This is a genomic window from Helcococcus sp. KG196, assembly GCF_046035495.1.
GTDB classification, from domain to species: Bacteria; Bacillota; Clostridia; order Tissierellales; family Peptoniphilaceae; genus Helcococcus; species Helcococcus ovis.
This window is the reverse complement of sequence record NZ_JBFNFI010000004.1, coordinates 80,688-102,886: the sequence shown is the minus strand read 5'-3', so window position 1 is coordinate 102,886 and position 22,199 is coordinate 80,688. Positions and strand designations below refer to the sequence as shown.

Below are 22,199 nucleotides of genomic sequence, written 5' to 3'. Positions count from 1 at the left end.
CTATTTCCTTTCATTGATAACTTTACCATCTACGATTTTATAAATATTATCATTTAGATTACTCAAATCTATATTTAGTAAAGTATTTGTAGTAATTATGTTTTGATATTTTTTAGACTTTTCAACCAATAATGAAGCTCTCACATTATCAAGTTCTGAAAAAACATCATCCCATAAAAGTATTGGTTTTGTCTTTGTGATAGTTTCTATTAATTTTGCTTCAGCTAATTTTAATGATAACATTATTGTTCTTTGCTGTCCTTGTGAACCATAAATTTTAGCATCTTTTCCATTTATATTAAAAACTAAATCATCTTTATGTGGACCGATAATACTTGAAAATCTATTTATCTCTTTTTCTGTATTTTCTATAATATTTTTCTGATAATTTTTTTGAATAATTTCAAGATTCGAAAATTTTTCTGAATAATTATTTATATATTCTATATCTAATTCTTCCTTACCTGAACTTAATTCCTTATGAAACTCTTTAGCATATTCTCTCAATATTTCTAAATATTTATATCTATATATAGCTATCTTTGAACCATATTCAACTAACTTTTGATTATATGTATTTAAAAGTTGATTAAAATATTTTGTTTTACTATTTTTTAATAATTCATTTTTTTGACTCCTAATCTTATTATAATTATAAAGGTAGGTTTTATAACTTATATCATTGTTTGAAATAATATCATCTATAAATCTTCTTCTCATATGAGGAGTCTCTTTAACTATTAAAATTTCTTCGGGTGAAAATATTACAACTCCAAATTGACTTTTTAATTCACCCAGATTATTTATCTCTACTTCATTTATTCTTATTTTTTTCTTTTCTCTCTTAGATAGCTTTATCTCTACAATTTTCTTTTTATCATTATTTAATATTTTAGCTCTTAAATACAACTGATCTTTATTAAAATTTATTAATTCATTTTCTTTAAGATTTTTAAAACTATATCCCCTTGCACAAATATATATGGCTTCAAGTAAATTAGTCTTTCCTTGAGCATTCTTACCTACTAAAATATTTGTGTTATCATGAAAAATTATTGTTTCATCTTCATAATTTCTATGGTTGATAAGTCTTAATTCTTTAATTATCATTATTCCTCTATTTCAATAGTATAATCTAAAACTTCTACTACATCCCCAACTCTAATTTTTTTTCCTCTTTGTGTACAAATCTCACCATTAAATTTTACATTACCATCAATTATTAATTCTTTTGCTTCTCCACCAGTTTGAACTACTGATACATATTTCAATAACTGATCTAATTTTATAAATTCTGTTTTAATTTTTACTTTTTTATTCATAATTCCTCTTATTGTGAAAGTCTTACAGGTAAAACTAAATATAGATAGTTATCATCTTCATCTACCGGATAAATAGTCATTGGTGAAAGTGGTGTAGTTAAATGAAGTACAACTTCGTCAGAATCCATTTCTTTTAATCCATCTGTAAGATATTTAGTGTTAAATGCAATTCTAATATTTTCACCATCTTGTTTTCCATAAATTTTTTCATCTAATTTACCTAATTCAGAATTTGAATTTATACTTATCTCACCATCCACGAATTCTAATTTTGTTAAACTTGCATTCGATCCAGTAGATAATAATTGAGCTCTTTCAAGAGCATTAACTAAATCATTTCTATTTACAACAACCTTAGTATTAAATGAATTATTTAAAATTTTATTATAATCTATATATGGTTTGTCTATAAGTCTTGTAAATATTTTTGTATTTCCATTTATAAAAGCAATATGACCTTTCATAAATACCACATCTGTGGACGTATCATCTAAAATTTTTGATAATTCATTAAATCCCTTTTTAGGAATAATACAAGAAAATTCTTCATTTGATGTAAAGTCATATTTTTTTATTGCCATTCTATACCCATCAAGACCAACAAATTTTAAACTATTATCTTTTAATTCAAATAATAATCCTGTTAATGCTAATCTTGTTTCATCAATAGATGTAGCAAATTTAGTTTCTCTTATAGCTGTTAATAAATCATCATTATCTATCGTTAGACTTACTTTTTCTTCAATTTCTGGTAAAGATGGAAAATCTGAAGATGACTGACATGAAATATTAAATATTGATTTTTGACATTTTATATTTACATTATCATCTTCTATTGTAATTTGAATAATATCATTAGGCATTTTTCTTATAATATTACCTATAATATTTGATTTAATTACAGCTGCTCCTTCTTCTATAACTTCACAGCTAACTTTAGTTTCTATAGAAATTTCTAAATCAGTGGAAGATAAAATTAATTTATTATTTTCAGCTTTAAATAAAATTCCTTCTAAAATTTGAATAGTTGATTTATTTGAAATAGCTTTTTGAGCTATAGAAATATGTTTATCTAAATCAACTTTGTTAATGTTAAATTTCATTTTCACTCCTATTATATATATTTTAAATTTAGTAATAATAGTAGTAGGGACAGTTGATAAGTGGATAAGTCGTTAAAATGTTAAAATTAAACAATTTATAAGATTTTATATCCATGTGGATAAGTTATGAAAAATAATTTAGTTATCCTAAGTTTTCAACATTATTCACTTTTTAATTTAGCAATAATATCCTCTACTTCTTTTTTTACATTCCTATCAGTTTCAATTAAATGCTTTATCTTGTCATCTCCATGCATAATTGTTGTGTGATCTCTATTAAAAGAGTCAGCAACTTTCACTAAAGAAATATTTGTTAATTTTCTTGATAAATGCATTGCTATCTGTCTTGGAATAGATATAGTTTTTTGCCTATTTTGTTTAATTAAATCATCAGTTTTCAAATTATAATAATCTGCAACCGCAATTTTTATACTTTCTAACGTTATTGGTTTTTGTTTTTTTTCTTCAATAGCAAGAGCTGTCTTTGCTATATCTAAAAATTCATTATCATCAATATTGTGGTCAGATTTTTTACAAATTATTTTGTAATATGCCATAACTTTAAGGATAGCACCTTCTATATTTCTAATGTTTGAAGTGACATTTTCAGCAATAAATTCTATTACATTATTAGGAACTTCGTATTTATCCATATTTATTTTGTGTTTTATAATAGCAACTCTGGTTTCGAAATCCGGCTTTTGAATGTCTGCAATCATTCCGCCACTAAATCTTGTAACAAGCCTATCTTCTAAGCCTTTAATTTCTTCAGGCCTTTTATCTGATGTAAATATAATTTGTTTATTAGCTTGTTGCAGAGAATTAAAAGTATGAAAAATTTCTTCTTGAGTACTTTCTTTTCCTGAAATGAATTGAATATCATCAATCATTAAAACATCACAGTTTCTATATTTTTCTCTAAAAATTTGAGAATTTGTAACTGAATTTTTGTTATCTGTAATAGTTGAAATAAATTCATTTACAAAATTTTCACTTGTAGTATAGATAACTTTTTTATCAGGATTCTTTTCTAATATTTTATGTCCAATAGCTTGCATTAAGTGAGTTTTACCTAAACCGGAACTACCATAAATGAAGAATGGATTATATACAGTCCCGGGATTTTCTGCAACACTTATAGCAATAGCTAACGCTAAATCATTAGATTTTCCTCTTACAAAATTAGCAAAAGTATTTTTTTTATCCAAGTTATCAACATAAGAGTAATTTAATGGAGTAGTTGTATTTACTTTTTTGTTAAGTTCATCTAATGGCTCTGATAAATCGAATTTTTTCTGACCTTCTATTTGAGTATTTTTTAATTTACTTGAATTTTTGATTTGTTTAAATAAATCATCTTTAGTATCCAATAAAACTAAATTAATATATTCATTATAATATTTAGATAATTTATCTTCTATAGATTTTTTATATTTGTCATTAACTATTTTTAATATAAATGTAACTGAAGAATATATATAAACAGTAGATTCAAATTTTTTTAAGGGAATTAATGGTTTTATCCAAGTATTATAATGAACCTCAACCATTTCAAGAAAAAGTTCTTCTTGTATTTTTTCCCATATTTGATTTAAATTATCCATTTTACCTCCTTTATTTTAAAGTTATAAACATAGTTATCAACATTACAAATTAAGTAAAATGAACAATCACAATAATTAACAAATAAGTTATCCACTTAAAAGCATAATTTGTTGAAAACTTTTTATATAGTATAAAATTTATTGAATTTGGTTGTTTTTTACAAAAAAAAATTAAAATTATAAACATTTAATCCACAAATGTGTATAACTTTCATTTTTTTGTTAATAACTTGTAGACATTCTTAACTAATTATATCAATTATTATTAAAAAATACAAAATTTTAAAAGTTATCAACAAATGTGGAAAAAATAATTTACTGTTTATTTTAATATAGGTATTATCTAAGTTTTAGATAAATTAAAATTATTATATTTATTTTTTTGTTGCAATAAATAAAAAAATTTTGATATAATATATGCGTGAAAAAATGAAAACGTTAACCATTAAAATTTATTTTTATATTTGAAAAATATAGGTAATATAAAGATTTTTTCACAAAAATTTAAGGAAAGGGGGTTTTTGCAAAAATGAATTTTTCATTTTTGTTTAATTTAATGGATATTATTTTTAAGTGATAGTATAATTTTAGATTTATTTTTAATAATTAAATTTAAGATTAGTGAACAATTTCACTTTAAAAACAATTACATAGTAGTGAATTTAGGAGGAAAAATTTGAAAAAAAAGATTTATATATTAGCACTTATTGTAACACTTTTATCTTCTGTTTACACATCAAAAGCAGAAGCTATAGTTACTTTTACGGATTCCGATTTATCAAGATATTATTATGATGATGTTGAAAAAAGAAAAGCTACAGTGTCTATAAATGTTGATGGTATTGTAGAAAGTACCGGACAAAAAATATTAATTAGGGGGACAACTCATATATTATCTGCCCCCTTTGATAAAGTTACAAAAAAAGAATTATTAGATTCAATTAGACATCAAATGACAGAATTACAATTAGATTATAAATATGAACTTTTAGATTTTGCATCTGATGCTAAGTTGTATAATAATGGAGAACTTTTGTTTTCTGTAGGTGATGATGAAGGTACAGTTAGATTAAAAGGCGATATCAGAAAATACCAATTGAATGGACATGTAATTTTAAGAGAAAAAAAAGAACCTGAATTAAAAAATCCTGCTAATTTTGCACAAATAAATTATAAAGTTAAGTTTGCTAGATTGGGTAATTTTATTGGAAGACCTTTAGAAACTATTCAACTTGAATCTGTACCAATATCAATAGGACAAAAAATAAATTCACAACAACTTAGAAATTTAGCCGAAGAAATTTTAGCTAAAAAATATCCAACGATGCAAATAAGGGGTGAAGTTGAAACAATAATAACTCACAATAGTAACGGTGATTTTCAAAAATATTTTTCTGAAGTTGGAGATTTTAGCTATACAATAGCTCCTAGAAATAGAATTATAAAAACAAATTCTAAATCAGGCTTTGAAGAAGAATTTACAAGTATTGATGAAATTTATCAAGTATACTATGTAGATTTTATGGAGAAATAATTTTAAATTTTAATATTTTACATACTTACCCTTTTTGCTGAATTATCAGCAAAAAGGGTATTTTAATAAAAAAAAATTATAAAAAAATCTTTTAAGTTTTTCTTTTCTGACGGTTTAAGAATTGGTTGTTTATTTTTGTCATCTTTAATTTTTTTTATTTTTAAGTGTTAAATTTCTGGAAAAAATTGAAAATATGTATTTATTAATATATAGTATATATGATAATGGATTAAATTTTTTGAATGATATTTTATTTATTATTTAATTAGGAGAGACAAATGAAGAAAGTAATTAGTATTGTAAAAGAAAATTTAGATTTCAATTCTTCAAAAACTTTAAAAGAATCTGTTTATGAAGCCTTTAGAAAAAGTATAGTTTTAGGATTTATTCCGGCTGGAACTCGTATTAATGAAAATGAGTGTTCAGAATTGTTGAATTTATCAAGAACTCCAATCAGATATGCTATGAATCAACTTACAAGTGAGAATTTAGTCACAAGGGTGCCTAAAATAGGTATAATTGTAAAAGGAATAAGTATCAAAGATGCTCATGAAATATATGAAATACGTAAATGGTTAGATACACTGGCATCCATAAAGGCAATGGAAAAAATGACAGAGGAAGATTTTGATGAGATGAAAAAAATAATAGATGAAGCCTATTATTATGATGAATTAGAAGAAATAGATAAAGTTATTAAAAATTTTAAGAAATTCAATGATTTTATTTATAGAAAAAGTGATATGAAAAGATTAACGGCTATAGTTAATCAATTTAAGACTTATTTTAAATATTTTAGAGAAATTTCTCTTTTATCTGATCAAAGAAGAAAAGAAGCAATTTTTGAACATTCTATGATTTACAGAGGAATGAAAAATAGAGATATAAATCAGATTACATTAATAACTCATGAACATCTACAGCATTCTCAAGAATTTGTTATTTCGGAAATGGAGAAAAACCACATTGAATAAAAAGTTAAAAAAAATAGCTTCACTGGCAACAAGATCAATTTTATATGAAGTTGTAATTTCTCCTAAACCCGGATTAGTTGACAGATTTGATAATGGATCACATAGTGATATGAACATTTATCATTTTATCAATAGTGCATTTTCACTTCAAAATCATTTTGAAAATTATTTAAAAATAGGGTATGAGAATAATTCACAAGATATAAATAATTTATTTGATAAATTACGTAAAGAGGGAGTATTAGCTGAAAAAAGTATGTTTGAGGCAACTGATAATGTAAATACTCATAAAGGATTAAATTTTGCATTTGCCTTAATCTTAGGAGCTATTGGTTATTATTTAAAATTAAATCATAATTCAAAATATATAGATTTTGATGTGGTTTTTCAAGTAGTAAAAAATATGTCTAAGAATTTGATAGAAAAAGATTTTTCAGATATTAATGAGTCAAACGCTAAAAGTTATGGAGAAAAATTGTATGTTAAATATGGAATATTAGGACCTAGAGGTGAAGCTGCCGGTGGATATGCTTTTATATTGGATAAAATATTGCCTTATATACAAAAAAGAAAAAATGAAGAATATGATCACGAAAAAATATTTTTAGAAGTTTTAATATTATTGATGACAAAAGTAGAAGATGGAAATTTGATTCATAGAGGTGGTATTGGAGAATGGAGAAAAGTTAAATTAGAAGCTGAAAAATTGTATGAAAAAATTCTTAAAGGAGAAGATATAAGAATATTATTGAATAAGTATAATAAAGTGTTGATAGAAAGAAATTTAAGTCCGGGAGGGGCGGCAGATTTGTTATGTATAAGTATATTTTTAAATGATTTAAGTCTTTTGTCTTTATAGAAAAATAAATCGATAAATTTTCGATGATTTTTGACTTTTTTTTGCAGTTAACCACAATTAGAAAGAAATGTCAAAAATTGCAATTCGATCTGTAAATTACAGGGTGTCTAAGTTTAAGTTATTTAAAAAATCATGGGAGTGCTATAAAATGATTTTTTTAGTTATTTTGCAACAGACCATGATTTTTAAATAATAATTAATGATGTATAACATTTTGTAACTGTTGTATTTTTGATATGATTTCTTTGCCCTGTTTTGAAATTAAAAAGTCATAGGTAGTTTTAGGTACAAATTCTTTTATTTTTTCTATATAATTATTTCGCAAGAGTTCTCTTACTTTTGAAGCAGAAATAAAATCTTCATTATTTTCAATTCTAGGAACTTCTATAACTTCAATTCCGGCACTATTAAGAATATTATTTAAGCTTTTGTTATATTCTTTTGTAGTGCAACTAAGGGGTTCTGTTCCAACATATCGTTTATTTATTTTTAGATGATTTGCGATTTTTTTAAAAATATGACTATCAAGATTAGCTTGACTTGAAATCGCTTCTCTAGAATCTTTTTGAAAGTAACTTGGAAAAGTAGAAGAACTAATTAAATATGGACCTGTGCTGTGAATTATAATATTAGAAAGATGAGATATACCTTTTTCTATTAACATTTTTCTTATCTTATAAGGAAAAACACTAGCATCTTCTTCAACAATAAATAGATGAACTATATCATTTTCTTTTGAAGCTTTTTCAATTAAATATTGATGTCCAATAGTGAAAGGATTGCAATTCATAACTAAGGAAGCTATTGATTGATTTTTAGTTAAATCTGAAGTTTCCAAGCTTTTTAAAAAATTATTAAATCCATTTTTTTTATTTTCTAAAAAAACAATTTGATTTTTAATATATTCTATTTCAAAAAAACCTAAATCAACAAATATATCACGAAAATGAGATTTTGTATAAATAAAAATGTGATAATTTCCTCGTGAATATTGTTCATTAATTAAGTGAGAAATTAATTTGTTTATAAATCCCATACCTTGATAAAATTTATCAACAGCAAGACATCGTAAAGTGTTTTTATAGCAGGATCCCGTAGCTATTAATTTATCATCATTATCAAAAATACCACAAGTATAGTCTAGATTCTTATCTAATCTAATGTTTTCTTTTTCTAAAAGTTGAATAACTTTTTCATATTTTCTTTTATTCGATTTATTTATTATTTTAATATAGTAATCATTATAATCCATTTTAATTCTCCGATTGATATTAATAATATATTGATTTATTAGACATTTTACATTATATATATGTGATTGTAAAATTTAGTTTTAAATATTTTAATACGCTGTCAGAAAATATTTAAATTTTAATAAAAAAATACAATAAAAAACCAAGAAATCCTTTTTATTAAATTAATTTTAGCTTATAATGACGTTGAGTTGGTAATTGTAAAATGTAAGAGAGGTGATAATATGGAAATTACAAAAACCGCAGTGGCAGGTACTGTTGAATCCAGTGATATTATGATTACAGTATCTCCAAATGAAGAAAAAAAGATAGTTATTAATTTGGATTCAAGTGTTGAAAAACAATATGGAGTTCAAATAAGAGAACTTATAAAAAAAACTTTGGATAATCTTGGAATTAAATCAGTTACAGTAGATGCAATAGATAAAGGTGCTTTAGATTGCACCATCCAAGCAAGAACTATCACAGCTGTAAATCGTGCACTAGATGTAAAAAAATATAATTGGAAGGAGATAGATACATGGAACGTTTAAGAAGAACTATGATGTTTCTTCCGGGCTCAAATGTTGCTATGCTAAGAGATGCTGCTCTTTATGGTGCAGATTCTATAATGTTTGACTTAGAAGATTCCGTATCATTAAAAGAAAAAGATTCTGCTAGAGTATTAGTACATTTTGCATTAAAAACATTTGATTACTCAAGTGTAGAGACAGTAGTGAGAATTAATTCTCTAGAAGCAGGTGGGGATCTTGATATTGAAGCAGCAGTGCTTGGTGGGGTTGACGTAATTCGTTTACCTAAAACAGAAAGAGCTCAAGATATTATAGATGTTGAAGAAGTAATAAGAAAAGTTGAAGAAGAAAATAACATTGAAGTAGGAACTACTAAAATGATGGCTGCAATTGAATCAGCAGAAGGAGTCCTAAACGCCAGAGATATAGCTAGAGCAAGTAAAAGATTGATAGGTATAGCTTTGGGTGCTGAAGATTATGTTACAAATATGAAAACAAGAAGATATCCTGACGGTCAGGAATTATTTTTTGCTCGTAGTATGATTTTACATGCTGCTCGTGCAGAAGGAATTGCTGCAATCGATACGGTTTATTCTAATGTTGAAAATACAGAAGGGTTCTTGAAAGAAGTATCATTAATCAAACAATTAGGTTTTGATGGAAAATCAGTTATAAATCCAAGACAAATTCCTTTAGTTAACCAAGTTTATACTCCGACTGAAAAAGAAATTGATAATGCTATTGATGTTATTAATGGTATACGAGAAGCTGAGGCTAAAGGTTCAGGAGTTATTTCGGTTAATGGCAAAATGGTTGACAAACCTATAGTTGAACGTGCGTATAGAGTTTTATCTTTAGCAAAAGCAGCTGGAATCATAAAAGAGGGGGATTATTAATATGGTAATGAATAAATTAGGTAGAAATATTTCTAATGATTATGTAAATAAAAATGGCATATATGAAGGAGAAACTGAAAATATTAGACCATTTATTGAATCTAATCGCCAAATAAATCCCGTTATTCCAGGTAAAACAAAATTAGTAGATTCTATTAGAGATGCTATTAAAAAAACAGGTCTAAAGGATGGAATGACAATATCTTTTCATCATCATTTCCGTGAAGGAGATTATATATTAAACATGGTTATGGAAGAAATTGCAAATTTGGGGATAAAAAATATTTCAATAGCACCTTCTTCAATAGCAAATGTACATGAACCTTTAATTGAGCATATAAAAAATGGAGTTGTAACAAATATAACGTCTTCCGGTTTGCGTGATAAATTGGGTGCTGCTATATCATCTGGTATCATGGAAAATCCCGTAGTTATTAGATCTCATGGTGGTAGAGCAAGAGCTATTGTTTCAGGAGATATACATATTGATGTTGCTTTTTTAGGAGCACCAAGCTCAGATGAATATGGTAATGTAAATGGTACTGTAGGTAAGGCACCATGCGGTTCATTAGGCTATGCAAAGGTAGATGCAAGATACGCAGATAAAGTTGTAGTAATAACAGATACTTTGGTAAATTATCCGAACACTCCAATAAGTATTCCACAACATTATGTTGACTATGTGGTTGTCGTTGATAAAATAGGCGATCCTAAGGGTATCGCTAAAGGTGCTACACGTTATACTAAAAATCCGAAAGAATTATTAATTGCAGAATATGCGGCTAAAGTAATTACAAAGTCTCAATATTACAAAGATGGATTTTCTTTCCAAACAGGGACAGGCGGAGCTTCATTAGCAGTAACGAGATTTTTACGTGAATCTATGATAAAGGATAGTGTAAAAGCATCATTTGTTTTAGGTGGAATTACTAATGCAATGGTTGAATTATTGGAAGAAGGCTTAGTTGCAAAAATATTAGATGTTCAGGATTTTGATTCTTATTCAGGAGAATCAATGGGTAGAAATTTTAATCATTATGAAATAGATGCTGATTTATATGCTTCCCCTTTTAATAAAGGAGCTGTTGTAAATATGCTGGATGTGTGTATTTTATCTGCATTGGAAGTTGATACTAAATTTAACGTAAATGTATTGACCGGTTCAGACGGTGTAATAAGAGGTGCTTCTGGAGGACACTCCGATACAGCATTTGCATCGAAGATGTCATTGGTAATAAGTCCGTTAATAAGAGGAAGAATACCTACAATAGTTGACGAGGTTAATACTATAATTACACCGGGTTCTTCTGTTGATGTTATTGTTACAGAAATAGGAATAGCAATTAATCCAAATAGAAAAGATCTTATAGAAAGTCTAAAGGATATTAGTGTTCCGATATATACAATTGAAGAATTAAAGGAAAAGGCTTATAGTATAGTTGGAAAGCCAAAGGCAATTAAATATGGAGAAAAAACAGTTGCTTTAGTTGAATATAGAGACGGAACTATTATTGATACGGTAAAAAATGTCGATTAATAAAGTATTTGATGGTATACCTGTTTCGCTTGGAGAAATTCTTGATGCTAGAGAAAAAAGACAAAAATTCCAATATGAATTGATGACACAGTATCCAGAATACAGCTTATTATCAATAACATTAAATATACCCGGTGAAATTAAAAATTCTAAATTTTTAGTAAATTTTTTCAATACAGAGATAAATATTATATTAGACTTATTTAAAAATATAATTATTCAAAAGGTTATTTTAAATAAATCTACAGGAAATGAAGCATATATAATATTAAAAATTGATCCTCTGGTACTAAAAAAGAAATTAATAGAATTTGAAGAATCAAATAAAAAAAGAAGAATTTTAGATTTAGATGTGTTATTTTTGAAAAATGAGATGGTAAATGTGGTTAGTAGGAAAGATTTTAATTTGCCATCCAGAAAATGTATAATTTGTGAAGAAAATGCTAAAAAATGTGGAAGATCTAGAAAGCACACAGTTGAAGAAATGCAAGAAAAAATTTCTAAATTAATAAATTCATAAAATTGTATAAAAAATATAAAAAAAATAATAAAGAAGGTAAAATATGAAAAAAATAAAATTATTTGGTCTTGATATACCAACGTTTGGACTTATTGCATTAGTTATTATAGCTGCTATGTATTTGGGCGTTTTATCTAAGGACCTTGCTGGTGGACTAGCAATTATGTTTGTTATAGGAACTATTTTTAACGAAATAGGAGAACGTATCCCTATTTGGAATAAATATGTAGGAGGAGGATTAGTTTTAGCATTTTTAGGGACAGCATTATTAGTTCAATTTAATATAATACCTAAAGATTATGTGAAATTGATTGATTCTGTTAATAGTAAACCTATGGGATTGTTGAATTTATTTATTATAGCATTAATTACAGGTTCCATTTTGGGATTAAATCGTAAATTAATGATTAAATCATTTGCTGGGTATATACCTGCTATTTTAGGAGGATTAGTAGGAGCAGCAGTATTGGGAATATTAGTCGGATTAATATTTAATATAACTCCTGTTGATATTGTTATTAAATATGTATTACCTGTTATGGGTGGAGGAAACGGAGCCGGAGCGGTACCGTTATCTCAAATATATGAGCGTGTAACCGGCGATGCTGCAGCAAATTATTATAGTTTTGCTATTGCGATTTTAACAATAGCAAATATATTTGCTATTATAGCCGGAGGGGTATTAAACTCTATAGGTAATAAAAAGACAAGTTTGACAGGGGATAAAAACAGTTTAATTAAAAGCGATAAAGAAATTGTAGTTGAAGAGGAAAAATTCAAGATAGGTATTAAAGAATATGCTGGAGCAGTTTTATTAGGTTTGGCATTTTACCAAGGAGGCAAAATATTATCTAAATTGTGGGATGGATATATTTTACCATCAGTTCCAATTCATCAATTTGCTTTTATGATAGTATTAGTAGCTTTAGCGAATGTTATGGGAGTTATACCTGATAAACTTAGAGTTGCAGCAAAAGATGTGCAATCATTCTTTACAAAGAATTTAGTATTAGTAATTATGGTAGGGGTAGGTATATCAACAAAATTAAATGAATTAATATCTGCTATAACTTTAGCTAATGTTGTAATTGCTTTAGCTATAGTAATAGGTGCTATATTTGGTTCAGCTATAGTAGGAAAATTAGTTGGATTCTACCCAATAGATACAGCTGTAACTGCTGGTTTATGTATGGCAAATCGTGGAGGCTCCGGTGATATTGCAGTATTAGGAGCTGCTGATCGTATGGGATTGATTTCTTATGCTCAATTATCTTCACGTCTAGGTGGAGGAATGGTATTAGTTATTGCCTCAATAATGTTTGGGTTATTCTTTTAATTAATAATCTTAAATAATATAATATTGAAGCGTTACAATTGATAAGATAGAGTGTCGGTGCTTTAATTTGAACACTGACACTTTTTATTATTAAAGGAATTAAAGGAGTAAAAAATGGATAAAAAAAATTCAGTTAAAGTTACTGAAACGGTTTTGAGAGATGCTCATCAAAGTTTAATGGCGACACGTATGCCATTTTCTGACATGGAGCCTATATTACCGGTTTTGGATCAAGTAGGATATGCATCCTTGGAATGTTGGGGTGGTGCAACATTTGATGCATGTATAAGGTATTTAAATGAAAATCCATGGGAAAGATTAAGAAAGATTAAGAAATTAGTACCTAATACACCACTACAAATGTTGTTACGAGGACAAAATTTACTTGGATATCGTCATTATGCTGATGATGTAGTAGAGAAGTTTATAGAAAGAGCGGCTATTAATGGAATAGATATTTTTAGGATTTTTGATGCACTAAATGATATTAGAAATCTTAAGAAATCTATGGAGGTAGTTCAAAAATATGGTAAAGAAGCTCAAATAGCTATTGCATACACCACCAGCCCTGTTCATACTATTGAATATTATGTTGAATTATCAAAGGAAATTCAAAATATGGGAGCAGACAGTATTTGTGTAAAAGATATGGCAGGGGTATTAACGCCTGAAGAAGGATATAATTTAGTAAAAGCGTTAAAAAAAGAAATTAAATTACCTATAGTAGTTCATACTCATGCAACTAGTGGACTATCTCAAATAACCTTAAGTAAAGTTGTAGAAGCTGGAGCTGATCGTGTTGATACAGCAATTTCACCTTTAAGTGAAGGCACAAGTCAACCAGCAACAGAAGCAATGATGATTAGCTTTGAAGAATCCGGTTATTTAACAGGACTTAATAAAGAAAAGTTAGGAGAAGTAGCCGAATATTTTAGAAAATTACGAGATAAATATATAAGAGAAGGGCTAATAGATCCAAAAATGCTGATGCCGGATCCCAGAGCACTTATTTATCAGGTACCTGGTGGTATGCTTTCTAACATGTATTCACAATTAAAAGGGTTAGGACTTGAATCAAAGTATGAAGAAGTTTTAGCGGAAGTTCCAAAAGTACGTAAAGATTTCGGGTATCCCCCACTTGTTACACCATTAAGTCAAATGGTAGGGACTCAAGCTACTATGAATATAGTTACCGGTGAAAGATACAAGATGGTTTCTAAAGAAGTTAAGGATTATTTAAAAGGTAAATATGGGAAATTTCCTGTTCCAGTAGAAGAATCGTTTAGAAAAAGTTTAGTGGGAGAAGAAGATATTATAAGTCATAGACCTGCAGATGATTTAGAAAATGAATTTACAAAGTTAAATAATGAAATTGGAGAATTATCAAAAAATGATGAAGATACTTTGATATATGCATTATTTCCGGAAGTAGGGAAAAATTTCTTAAATAATTATTATAATCCTAAACCAGATATAATAAAAATAAAAGCATATTTTTAAGAAAGGGGTCATACGTGCATTATTCATTTTTAGAAGTATTAAATTTGACAATCTCAGCTATTGTTATTGTTGGAATAGTTTTAATGTCTATAATGGTATCTATTAATATAATAGGAATCATAATAAACAGTTTTTCAAACAAGGCTATCGAAAAAAATAATGAAAAAATCGAAAAATTACATTTAAATATAAAAAAAGAAAAGACATTAAATGAAATATTTGAAGAAGATGCTAAAGCTAAAATAGCAGCTTTAGTGGCATTAGCATATGCCAGTGAAGATAAGCCGGATAGAAAATTTGAAATAAAATCTGTAAAAAAATATAAGGGATGAGGTGTAAAATGAAAAGATATGAAGTTACAGTAAATGGTGAAATTTATGAGGTTAGTTTAAGAGAACTTAAAGATAATGAAAAAGTTTCTATAACAAACAATTTAGAAGAGAATACTTCTAAAAAAGTAAATAAAAGTAATAACTCTGACGGTTTCACAGTAAAATCCCCTATGGGTGGAGTTATAGTTTCTATAAAAGTTAAAGAAAATCAAACAGTTAAATCGGGAGATACATTATTTATTTTAGGGGCAATGAAAATGGAAACAGAGATAACAGCTCCACAAGATGGTATAGTAAAATCAATATTGGTAAATGAATCTCAAGAAGTAGAATCAAATCAAGAATTAATTATAATTTAGGAGGGGTACTTTGTTAAAAATTATAGGAGAATTGATATCTAGTTCAGGATTTGCAGCTATGACAATTCAAAATTTTATTATGATTGTATTAGCTTGCTCATTTCTGTATTTAGGTATAAAAAAACAATATGAACCATATTTAATGGTGCCAATTGCTTTTGGAATGTTGCTTGCCAATTTACCTTTATCTGGAGTTATGTCAAAAGCAACAGGTAGTGATCCTGCAGGATTAATTTATTATTTATATCAAGGTACAAAATTAGGAATTTATCCACCTTTAATATTTTTATGTTTAGGGATTTCTACCGATTTTGGTCCGTTAATCGCTAATCCAAAAACTTTATTGTTAGGTGGGGCAGCACAACTAGGTATATTTTCAGCCTTCTTTATAGCTATTCTTTTCGGTATGACACCAGAAGAAGCAGCATCTATCGGAATAATAGGAGGAGCTGATGGTCCGACTGCGATTTTTACAACTACACGTTTAGCACCTCATTTATTATCTGCAATTGCTATTGCTGCATATTCTTATATGGCATTAGTTCCGGTTATTCAACCACCAATCATTAGAATTCTTACAACTAAAAAAGAGCGTCAGGTAGTTATGAAAGAGCAACGTAAAGTTTCACAAACAGAAAAAATTGTTTTTCCAATTGTAGTTACTATATTGGTAAGTCTTATAGTTCCAAGTGCAACTACTTTAGTTGGAATGTTAATGTTAGGTAATTTATTAAGAGAAATTAAAATAGTACCATTATTAACTACAGCTTTATCTAATTCTATGATGTATATCATTACTATTTTATTAGGTGTTTCAGTTGGGGCTACAGCTAAAGGAGAAATTTTCTTATCTCCATCAACTATTTTAATAATAGGCTTAGGCTTAGTAGCTTTTTCAATAGGAACAGCTTCAGGAGTATTACTAGGCAAATTAATGTATCGTCTATCCGGAGGTAAAATAAATCCAATGATTGGAGCAGCAGGTGTATCAGCGGTACCAATGGCAGCTAGAGTTGTTCACAAGGAAGGACAATTAGAAAATCCTTCAAACTTTTTATTAATGCATGCAATGGGGCCAAATGTTGCTGGAGTTATAGGTTCAGCAGTTGTTGCCGGAGTTTTATTGGCAATGTTTGCTTAATATATTTGGTAAAAAGTTTAAAATTTTGAAAGAGAGTTAATATGTTGAAAAATAATAATACTAAAATTATGGTTACAGTTGCCTTATTTGTTGCTTTAATAGCAATAGGAGCATTTATGAGTATACCGGTTGGCCCGGTATCAATAACATTACAAACATTATTTGTAATGTTATCCGGATTTTTTTTAGGGAAAAAAGCATATCTTGCAAGTATAGTTTATGTATTTATGGGGTTAATGGGATTACCTATATTTTCAGGATTTAGAGGTGGATTATCAAGTATATATATGCCAAGTTTTGGTTTTTTAATAGGAATGATATTTTCCGCTTTATATATAAGCATTATGTTTGAAAAAGTTAAAAATATTAATTTTTTAAAATCTTTAATAATTTTTATTACATCCGTTTTAATTATTTATTTATTTGGAATACCATATATGTCTTATATTTTAAACATATATTTAGGAAAGGCAATGAGCCTTTCAAAAATATTAAGGGTAGGCATGTTAGTTTTTATACCTGGAGATTTATTAAAGTGTATAGTTGCGGCTAATATTATATCTAGAAATCATATTGAGAGATTTAGAATTAAATAAAAAATTAGAAAAGAGCTGTTGCAAAATAACTAAAAAATTATTTTGCAACAGCTACCTATTTTTTGTAAGGATCTTTAATTTTATATAAATTATAAGAAAAAGACTTTATATTTTCATTTAACAAAAGGTTTAATGATAAGTCTTCATTTATGGATAAAAGTTTACCAAAATATGTTTCCTTATTTGAAACTAAGGTTATATTAGTATTTTTTAAATATAAGCATTCATTATAGTTATTAGTTATATTAGAAATACTAAAGTCGTTTTCTAAAGATTTAATAGAAGGAATAATTTCATTTATTATCTTTTTTGACTCGTTTTCATAATTTGTTAAAGAAAGACTTATATAATTATCATTCAATTCTTCATTTAGTTTAATATTATTTAATAAGTTTAAACCAATTCCTATTACGCTATATTCTAATTTATTATCTTTTGAAAAAATATTTTCTATAAGAATACCACCTAATTTTTTTTCATCTAAAATTATATCATTAAGCCATTTTAATTTAATATTTTTATTATAGAGTTTATCTAAAATATTTTTTATTTCTAAAGCAGTCCTTATACTCAAATATTTAAGTTTCTCAATATCGTATTTTGGTTTTATAGCTATACTAATATATAAACCTCCAGGAGGAGATATAAATTTATTATCTTTTTGTCCCCTACCTTTAGTTTGTTCTTTGGCAATAACGATTTTGTAGTTACTATTTTCAATCAAATATCTTTTTAGCTGATCGTTTGTTGAATCAATTGTTTCAAATACTATTATTTCATTATCTATTCTATCCATTTTTTATATTCCTTGATGTTATTATATATAAACTATATATAGATTTAATTGAAAAATAAATATATATAAATAATATCATATAATTTGTTATAAAATATATATAATTTTATAATGAATTCGTATATCATAAATTACACAAGAATATAAATTATAGAAATAATGTCATATATTCGTAAATTTAAGAATAAACTTTGTATTATATAAATTAGTTAAAATTTGTAGGAAAATAATATAAAAAAAATGATATCGAAATCATTTAAAAAAGTAAATATTTGTGTTATTATATTATTGAAGATAAATGAGCTATACAAGAGTAGAAATTTAATTTCGCCAGAAAATAAAAAAAATAATTAGTGTTATAATGAGCTTTATATTTATTGTAAATATTATTTCACCAACAGTATTTGCAAATAATTTAAACACATATAATAGTACTGAAATAACAATAGTTGAAGATAATTGAGATTCTTATGTTATCGTTTCTAAAATGACAGAAGAAACTAATAAATATGAAATTTATAAAAATAAAGAATCTAATTCTATTTATACTATTAAGAGTTTTGATGAAAACATTTTTGTTTATAAATATGACAAATTAATACATGAATTTAATAATAAAAATGATAATATTTCATCATTTAATAAATTATATCGAAGTGTTACAACATGGAATTGGCAATATCGTTATTATACAAAGAAAGATATTGTTGGCGAAAAGGCTTTAATTATTTCGTTATTAGCTTCTACTTTAGGGCTAGCAGCAGGACTTGTTACATCATTGGGTATACACATTTACACAAAAGGAATAGAAGATGTTTATTTTACAGAAAAATATAGATATATAATAGATAGTGAAAATGAATCAATGAAAAAAGAAAGGTATATCTACGCTTATGAAAATAGTGATAGAACTCGTCTAATTGATGTAGTTCATACTATTGATAAGGTGGCTTGGGATTAAATTATGGATATTAAAAGTTTAAGTTTAAGATTTATTAAATACATTTATATATCAGTTGTAAGCTTCTTATCTGGTGTTTATATTTATGATGTTATGACTCGAGAAATTAAAACTTCATTATATGATTTATTACCATATTTTTTTGTATTGGTATTTGCAAGTTTAATACAGGTTATAAGAGATAGAGAAAAAAAATAAAAAGAAATAGTTTAAATTAATAAATGTTATAAATATATAATATATTTACATTACAATTTTAGGTATTTGAGAATTAGAAGTTAAGATTTCTAATTCTATTTTAAATTTAAATATTTTCAATAAAATATATCAATCTTTTTTATATCTTTAATGTAATGTATTTTAAATAATTAAAATATATTTCAATCATGAAATCACTTTCAAACAATACCCTTAAAAGCAGCTAATATACTTGACAATTTCCAATAAAATCAATATAATAAAAGTTAGCATTTTACAACAGATAATTATGTAAAATTGTAAAAGATTAAATAAGTTTACAAAATATTAGGAGGATTATTATGAAGAGAACTTATCAACCAAACAGAAGAAGTAGAGCAAAAAAACACGGATTTAGATCAAGAATGTCTACTCCAACAGGAAGAAGAGTTTTAGCAGCTAGAAGACGTAAAGGTAGAAAACAATTATCAGCATAATTGAATTTACACGGGAAAATATTTATGGAAGAAAAATTTAGGATTAAAAATAATTTAGAATTTAAGAGATTGTATAATAGGTCAAAGAGATTTTACAATAAAGATTTTAAGATATTAGTATCAAATAATTCATATGAGTATCCTAGATTTGGATTTACAATTACTAAAAAATACGGGAAAGCAAATAAAAGAAATTCGGTGCGTAGAAAATTAAAAGAAATAATAAGATTAAATCTTTCAAATTTTGAAAATGGGAAAGATTATATAATTGCACCTAAATACCACACTATTGATAAAACATATTCAGAATTGGAAAATTCTCTTAAACATGTAATAAAAATTGCAAAGAGAGGCTAAGATGAATAAATTTATGATGATTTTAATAAAACTTTATAGAAAATATATATCACCTGTTTTAGGAAGTAATAAGTGTAAATATACTCCCACGTGTTCACAATATGCAATTGATGCGTATACCAAATATAATTTCTTTAAGGCAACAGCAATGACTGTTTGGAGAATTTTAAGATGTAACCCTTTTAGTAAAGGTGGTTATGATCCTGTTAAATAGGAGGATTTATGAATTTTTTAAATGATTTGTTAGGACAATTATTTAAATTCGTATATGAAACAGTAGAATCATTAGGGCTAGGAAGTGCACATATATCAAATTATGCATACGCATTAATAGTTATGGGATTATTTTATAAAGTTATTACAATTCCAATGACTATTCAATCAGCTAGAAATGCAGAAAAACAAAGAAAAATGCAGCCTGAGCTTGATAAAATAAAACAAAAATATGGATATGATCAACAAATCTATCAAAAGAAAATGATGGAGTTTCAAAAAGAAAATAATATGATGCAAGGATGTGGAGGTAGCTGTTTAACTTTCATTATTCAAATGGTAATTATTTTTGCATTATATAAAGTTATTCAAGATCCAAAGCCATATATACACAATTATGATAAAATAAGTAGAGTGTTCTTTTGGGTGCCAGACTTAGCAAAAGCTGATCCAACAGGATATTTACTACCATTAATAAACTCGGTATCACAATTAGGATTCCAATATTTTAATAGAAATAGCATGGGTGCAGGAAATGCACAAATGAACAGTATGCAAACTATGATGTACATTATGCCAGTAATGTTCTTCTTTATCTTTAGAACATTGCCAGCAGGTTTAGTATTATATTGGACTGTAGGTAACTTTATTGAAATAATTATTAGGGGTACAGGTTTGTTAATAGGAAAGATTAAAGCAAGAGGATAATATTATGAAATCAATAATTAAATCAGCTAAAACTATTGAAGAAGCTATTGATTTAGGTATTAAAGAATTAGGTTTATCTAAAGAACAAGTAGAATATGAAATTTTAGAAGAACCAAGTAAAGGATTATTTGGTATTTTCGGTGGAAATGATGCAATAGTTAAAATAAAAGAAAAAGTAAGTAATACTATTGATATTAAAGATTTATTATCTGATGAAGAGAATTCATTCATGATTAATCAAGTAGAATATGATTCAAATGATGAAGATGAAGAAGATAGTGATTTTGAAGATAGATTTAATCAATTAGAAGAAGATGAAGAATCAGAAGTTGTTGAAGTAGTAGAAACTACTGAAGAGGTAGAAGTTATTGAAAAAGTTTCAACAAACGAATCAAATGAAGATTCAGTTGAAGGAGATGACTATGGTTCAGAGGATGATTTATATGAAGAAGGTGCAGATTTAGGATTTATGGAAGACGAAAATAAAGATGTAGAATTTGCAGTATATACTTCAGATGAATCAGCTATAAAAAATACTAAAGATTTAGAGTTTTCAGGTAAGGTTTCAATAATTACTGATAATGATGATTTGCAAACTGTCGCTGAAAAAGTAAAGAAAAATTTAGAAGATATTTTAGTTAAAATGCATATTGAAACTAAAGTTTCTTACGAAACAAGTAGAGATAATATTATTAACCTAAATCTAAATGATATTTCTGAAAATGACACAGGGATAGTTATTGGAAGTAAGGGTGAAACATTAAATGCAATTCAATATGTATTATCATTATTAACAAATAATAATACAACTAAGTTTTATAGAGTTACATTAAATGTTGGTGATTATAGAAATAGAAGAAAAAAAACTATAGAAAATAATGCTCAAAGAGTAGCATTTAAGGTATTGAAAACTAAAAAATCTATTGCATTAAAACCTATGAATTCATATGAAAGAAGAATAGTACATTATTCTTTACAAAACTACAAGGAAATAGAAACTGTGTCAACAGGAAAATTCCCAAATAGAAAAGTAGTTGTGAAATATAAAGGATAATCCTTAATAGCAAGATGGCTCCTATTGATATGTTTAATACATTTCTTTGGAGCTTTTT

At 26.4% G+C, this 22,199-nt stretch carries 26 protein-coding genes; 20 read left to right on the top strand and 6 right to left on the bottom strand.

From position 1 onward, the window contains the following. The 4 genes from recF to dnaA all read right to left on the bottom strand — a co-directional run bounded on the left by recF (position 1) and on the right by dnaA (position 4,029). Positions 1–1,110: a DNA replication/repair protein RecF gene (gene recF, locus ABGF45_RS03200; RefSeq protein WP_408112600.1), complete on the bottom strand. Its 1,110-nt coding sequence runs from the start codon at positions 1,108–1,110 to the stop codon at positions 1–3. Next, complete coding sequence (yaaA, locus tag ABGF45_RS03195) at positions 1,110–1,322, bottom strand: S4 domain-containing protein YaaA (RefSeq protein ID WP_134710810.1); 213 nt, start codon at positions 1,320–1,322, stop codon at positions 1,110–1,112. The genes recF and yaaA overlap by 1 nt, the downstream gene beginning before the upstream one ends. A gap of 8 nt (positions 1,323–1,330) precedes the next feature. Then, positions 1,331–2,425: a DNA polymerase III subunit beta gene (gene dnaN / locus ABGF45_RS03190; protein WP_134710811.1), complete on the bottom strand. Its 1,095-nt coding sequence runs from the start codon at positions 2,423–2,425 to the stop codon at positions 1,331–1,333. 161 nt (positions 2,426–2,586) lie between these two features. Continuing rightward, positions 2,587–4,029: a chromosomal replication initiator protein DnaA gene (dnaA, locus tag ABGF45_RS03185; protein ID WP_408112599.1), complete on the bottom strand. Its 1,443-nt coding sequence runs from the start codon at positions 4,027–4,029 to the stop codon at positions 2,587–2,589. Positions 4,030–4,705: 676 nt separating this feature from the next. Here dnaA and ABGF45_RS03180 point away from each other — a divergent pair. The 3 genes from ABGF45_RS03180 to citG all read left to right on the top strand — a co-directional run bounded on the left by ABGF45_RS03180 (position 4,706) and on the right by citG (position 7,396). Then, on the top strand, positions 4,706–5,563 hold the full coding sequence (locus tag ABGF45_RS03180) for a staphylokinase domain-containing protein (RefSeq protein ID WP_408112598.1): 858 nt from the start codon (positions 4,706–4,708) through the stop codon (positions 5,561–5,563). Positions 5,564–5,841: 278 nt separating this feature from the next. Further along, positions 5,842–6,537, top strand: coding sequence for a GntR family transcriptional regulator (locus ABGF45_RS03175; RefSeq protein ID WP_134710814.1), 696 nt, complete (start codon positions 5,842–5,844; stop codon positions 6,535–6,537). Continuing rightward, positions 6,530–7,396: a triphosphoribosyl-dephospho-CoA synthase CitG gene (gene citG, locus ABGF45_RS03170; protein WP_408111583.1), complete on the top strand. Its 867-nt coding sequence runs from the start codon at positions 6,530–6,532 to the stop codon at positions 7,394–7,396. The genes ABGF45_RS03175 and citG overlap by 8 nt, the downstream gene beginning before the upstream one ends. A 196-nt stretch (positions 7,397–7,592) precedes the next feature. Here the strand turns inward: citG and citC are convergent, their stop codons facing one another. After that, positions 7,593–8,648: a [citrate (pro-3S)-lyase] ligase gene (gene citC / locus ABGF45_RS03165; protein WP_408112597.1), complete on the bottom strand. Its 1,056-nt coding sequence runs from the start codon at positions 8,646–8,648 to the stop codon at positions 7,593–7,595. 225 nt (positions 8,649–8,873) lie between these two features. Between citC and citD the strand changes: the two genes are divergently transcribed. The 10 genes from citD (at position 8,874) to ABGF45_RS03115 (ending at position 17,378) form a co-directional block, all read left to right on the top strand. Continuing rightward, complete coding sequence (gene citD / locus ABGF45_RS03160) at positions 8,874–9,182, top strand: citrate lyase acyl carrier protein (RefSeq protein ID WP_134710817.1); 309 nt, start codon at positions 8,874–8,876, stop codon at positions 9,180–9,182. Continuing rightward, positions 9,170–10,057 (top strand): citrate (pro-3S)-lyase subunit beta, encoded by an 888-nt coding sequence (gene citE / locus ABGF45_RS03155; protein WP_134710818.1) that lies wholly within the window; start codon positions 9,170–9,172, stop codon positions 10,055–10,057. Before citD ends, citE begins: the two co-directional genes overlap by 13 nt. Before the next feature lies 1 nt (position 10,058). After that, a complete protein-coding gene (gene citF, locus ABGF45_RS03150; protein ID WP_134710819.1) occupies positions 10,059–11,594 on the top strand; it encodes a citrate lyase subunit alpha in 1,536 nt (511 codons plus the stop codon). Then, entirely contained in the window at positions 11,584–12,114 is a 531-nt protein-coding gene (gene citX, locus ABGF45_RS03145) for a citrate lyase holo-[acyl-carrier protein] synthase (RefSeq protein WP_408112596.1), read from the top strand. The genes citF and citX overlap by 11 nt, the downstream gene beginning before the upstream one ends. A gap of 43 nt (positions 12,115–12,157) precedes the next feature. Then, a complete protein-coding gene (locus ABGF45_RS03140) occupies positions 12,158–13,450 on the top strand; it encodes a 2-hydroxycarboxylate transporter family protein (RefSeq protein ID WP_134710821.1) in 1,293 nt (430 codons plus the stop codon). 114 nt (positions 13,451–13,564) lie between these two features. Further along, positions 13,565–14,950: an oxaloacetate decarboxylase subunit alpha gene (locus ABGF45_RS03135; protein ID WP_134710822.1), complete on the top strand. Its 1,386-nt coding sequence runs from the start codon at positions 13,565–13,567 to the stop codon at positions 14,948–14,950. 14 nt (positions 14,951–14,964) lie between these two features. Further along, positions 14,965–15,282: a hypothetical protein gene (locus ABGF45_RS03130; protein ID WP_134710823.1), complete on the top strand. Its 318-nt coding sequence runs from the start codon at positions 14,965–14,967 to the stop codon at positions 15,280–15,282. Positions 15,283–15,290: 8 nt separating this feature from the next. After that, entirely contained in the window at positions 15,291–15,641 is a 351-nt protein-coding gene (locus ABGF45_RS03125) for a biotin/lipoyl-containing protein (protein ID WP_134710824.1), read from the top strand. A 58-nt stretch (positions 15,642–15,699) separates the two neighbouring features. Further along, entirely contained in the window at positions 15,700–16,782 is a 1,083-nt protein-coding gene (locus ABGF45_RS03120; RefSeq protein WP_209021408.1) for a sodium ion-translocating decarboxylase subunit beta, read from the top strand. Positions 16,783–16,823: 41 nt separating this feature from the next. Further along, on the top strand, positions 16,824–17,378 hold the full coding sequence (locus ABGF45_RS03115; RefSeq protein ID WP_134710826.1) for a biotin transporter BioY: 555 nt from the start codon (positions 16,824–16,826) through the stop codon (positions 17,376–17,378). Between the two features lie 55 nt (positions 17,379–17,433). Here ABGF45_RS03115 and ABGF45_RS03110 read toward each other — a convergent pair whose 3' ends face one another. Then, positions 17,434–18,174 carry a biotin--[acetyl-CoA-carboxylase] ligase gene (locus tag ABGF45_RS03110; protein ID WP_134710827.1) on the bottom strand — a complete coding sequence of 247 codons (741 nt, stop codon included), beginning with the start codon at positions 18,172–18,174 and terminating at the stop codon, positions 17,434–17,436. Positions 18,175–18,661: 487 nt separating this feature from the next. On the opposite strand from ABGF45_RS03110, the gene ABGF45_RS03105 reads away from it, so the two are divergent. The 7 genes from ABGF45_RS03105 (at position 18,662) to jag (ending at position 22,141) form a co-directional block, all read left to right on the top strand. Further along, the gene (locus tag ABGF45_RS03105; protein WP_408112595.1) at positions 18,662–19,135 is read left to right on the top strand and encodes a hypothetical protein; all 474 of its coding nucleotides are present in this window, start codon (positions 18,662–18,664) and stop codon (positions 19,133–19,135) included. Positions 19,136–19,138: 3 nt separating this feature from the next. Then, on the top strand, positions 19,139–19,333 hold the full coding sequence (locus tag ABGF45_RS03100; RefSeq protein ID WP_408112594.1) for a hypothetical protein: 195 nt from the start codon (positions 19,139–19,141) through the stop codon (positions 19,331–19,333). Between the two features lie 341 nt (positions 19,334–19,674). Then, positions 19,675–19,809, top strand: coding sequence for a 50S ribosomal protein L34 (gene rpmH, locus ABGF45_RS03095; RefSeq protein ID WP_134710830.1), 135 nt, complete (start codon positions 19,675–19,677; stop codon positions 19,807–19,809). A gap of 24 nt (positions 19,810–19,833) precedes the next feature. Then, positions 19,834–20,166 (top strand): ribonuclease P protein component, encoded by a 333-nt coding sequence (gene rnpA / locus ABGF45_RS03090; protein ID WP_134710831.1) that lies wholly within the window; start codon positions 19,834–19,836, stop codon positions 20,164–20,166. A gap of 1 nt (position 20,167) precedes the next feature. Next, positions 20,168–20,380 carry a membrane protein insertion efficiency factor YidD gene (gene yidD, locus ABGF45_RS03085; protein WP_134710832.1) on the top strand — a complete coding sequence of 71 codons (213 nt, stop codon included), beginning with the start codon at positions 20,168–20,170 and terminating at the stop codon, positions 20,378–20,380. A gap of 8 nt (positions 20,381–20,388) precedes the next feature. Beyond that, positions 20,389–21,087, top strand: a complete 699-nt coding sequence (locus tag ABGF45_RS03080; protein ID WP_408112593.1) for a YidC/Oxa1 family membrane protein insertase — start codon at positions 20,389–20,391, stop codon at positions 21,085–21,087. Positions 21,088–21,091: 4 nt separating this feature from the next. Then, a complete protein-coding gene (gene jag / locus ABGF45_RS03075) occupies positions 21,092–22,141 on the top strand; it encodes an RNA-binding cell elongation regulator Jag/EloR (protein WP_408112592.1) in 1,050 nt (349 codons plus the stop codon). Positions 22,142–22,199 lie beyond the last annotated feature (58 nt).

What these genes read in the sequence shown, in the direction of transcription:
- recF (WP_408112600.1), bottom strand. Translation starts at nt 1,110, where the DNA reads ATGATAATTAAAGAATTAAGACTTATCAACCATAGAAATTATGAAGAT.
- yaaA (WP_134710810.1), bottom strand. Translation starts at nt 1,322, where the DNA reads ATGAATAAAAAAGTAAAAATTAAAACAGAATTTATAAAATTAGATCAG.
- dnaN (WP_134710811.1), bottom strand. Translation starts at nt 2,425, where the DNA reads ATGAAATTTAACATTAACAAAGTTGATTTAGATAAACATATTTCTATA.
- dnaA (WP_408112599.1), bottom strand. Translation starts at nt 4,029, where the DNA reads ATGGATAATTTAAATCAAATATGGGAAAAAATACAAGAAGAACTTTTT.
- ABGF45_RS03175 (WP_134710814.1), top strand. Translation starts at nt 5,842, where the DNA reads ATGAAGAAAGTAATTAGTATTGTAAAAGAAAATTTAGATTTCAATTCT.
- citC (WP_408112597.1), bottom strand. Translation starts at nt 8,648, where the DNA reads ATGGATTATAATGATTACTATATTAAAATAATAAATAAATCGAATAAA.
- citD (WP_134710817.1), top strand. Translation starts at nt 8,874, where the DNA reads ATGGAAATTACAAAAACCGCAGTGGCAGGTACTGTTGAATCCAGTGAT.
- citE (WP_134710818.1), top strand. Translation starts at nt 9,170, where the DNA reads ATGGAACGTTTAAGAAGAACTATGATGTTTCTTCCGGGCTCAAATGTT.
- citF (WP_134710819.1), top strand. Translation starts at nt 10,059, where the DNA reads ATGGTAATGAATAAATTAGGTAGAAATATTTCTAATGATTATGTAAAT.
- citX (WP_408112596.1), top strand. Translation starts at nt 11,584, where the DNA reads ATGTCGATTAATAAAGTATTTGATGGTATACCTGTTTCGCTTGGAGAA.
- ABGF45_RS03140 (WP_134710821.1), top strand. Translation starts at nt 12,158, where the DNA reads ATGAAAAAAATAAAATTATTTGGTCTTGATATACCAACGTTTGGACTT.
- ABGF45_RS03135 (WP_134710822.1), top strand. Translation starts at nt 13,565, where the DNA reads ATGGATAAAAAAAATTCAGTTAAAGTTACTGAAACGGTTTTGAGAGAT.
- ABGF45_RS03125 (WP_134710824.1), top strand. Translation starts at nt 15,291, where the DNA reads ATGAAAAGATATGAAGTTACAGTAAATGGTGAAATTTATGAGGTTAGT.
- ABGF45_RS03120 (WP_209021408.1), top strand. Translation starts at nt 15,700, where the DNA reads ATGACAATTCAAAATTTTATTATGATTGTATTAGCTTGCTCATTTCTG.
- ABGF45_RS03115 (WP_134710826.1), top strand. Translation starts at nt 16,824, where the DNA reads ATGTTGAAAAATAATAATACTAAAATTATGGTTACAGTTGCCTTATTT.
- ABGF45_RS03110 (WP_134710827.1), bottom strand. Translation starts at nt 18,174, where the DNA reads ATGGATAGAATAGATAATGAAATAATAGTATTTGAAACAATTGATTCA.
- ABGF45_RS03105 (WP_408112595.1), top strand. Translation starts at nt 18,662, where the DNA reads ATGACAGAAGAAACTAATAAATATGAAATTTATAAAAATAAAGAATCT.
- ABGF45_RS03100 (WP_408112594.1), top strand. Translation starts at nt 19,139, where the DNA reads ATGGATATTAAAAGTTTAAGTTTAAGATTTATTAAATACATTTATATA.
- rpmH (WP_134710830.1), top strand. Translation starts at nt 19,675, where the DNA reads ATGAAGAGAACTTATCAACCAAACAGAAGAAGTAGAGCAAAAAAACAC.
- rnpA (WP_134710831.1), top strand. Translation starts at nt 19,834, where the DNA reads ATGGAAGAAAAATTTAGGATTAAAAATAATTTAGAATTTAAGAGATTG.
- yidD (WP_134710832.1), top strand. Translation starts at nt 20,168, where the DNA reads ATGAATAAATTTATGATGATTTTAATAAAACTTTATAGAAAATATATA.
- ABGF45_RS03080 (WP_408112593.1), top strand. Translation starts at nt 20,389, where the DNA reads ATGAATTTTTTAAATGATTTGTTAGGACAATTATTTAAATTCGTATAT.
- jag (WP_408112592.1), top strand. Translation starts at nt 21,092, where the DNA reads ATGAAATCAATAATTAAATCAGCTAAAACTATTGAAGAAGCTATTGAT.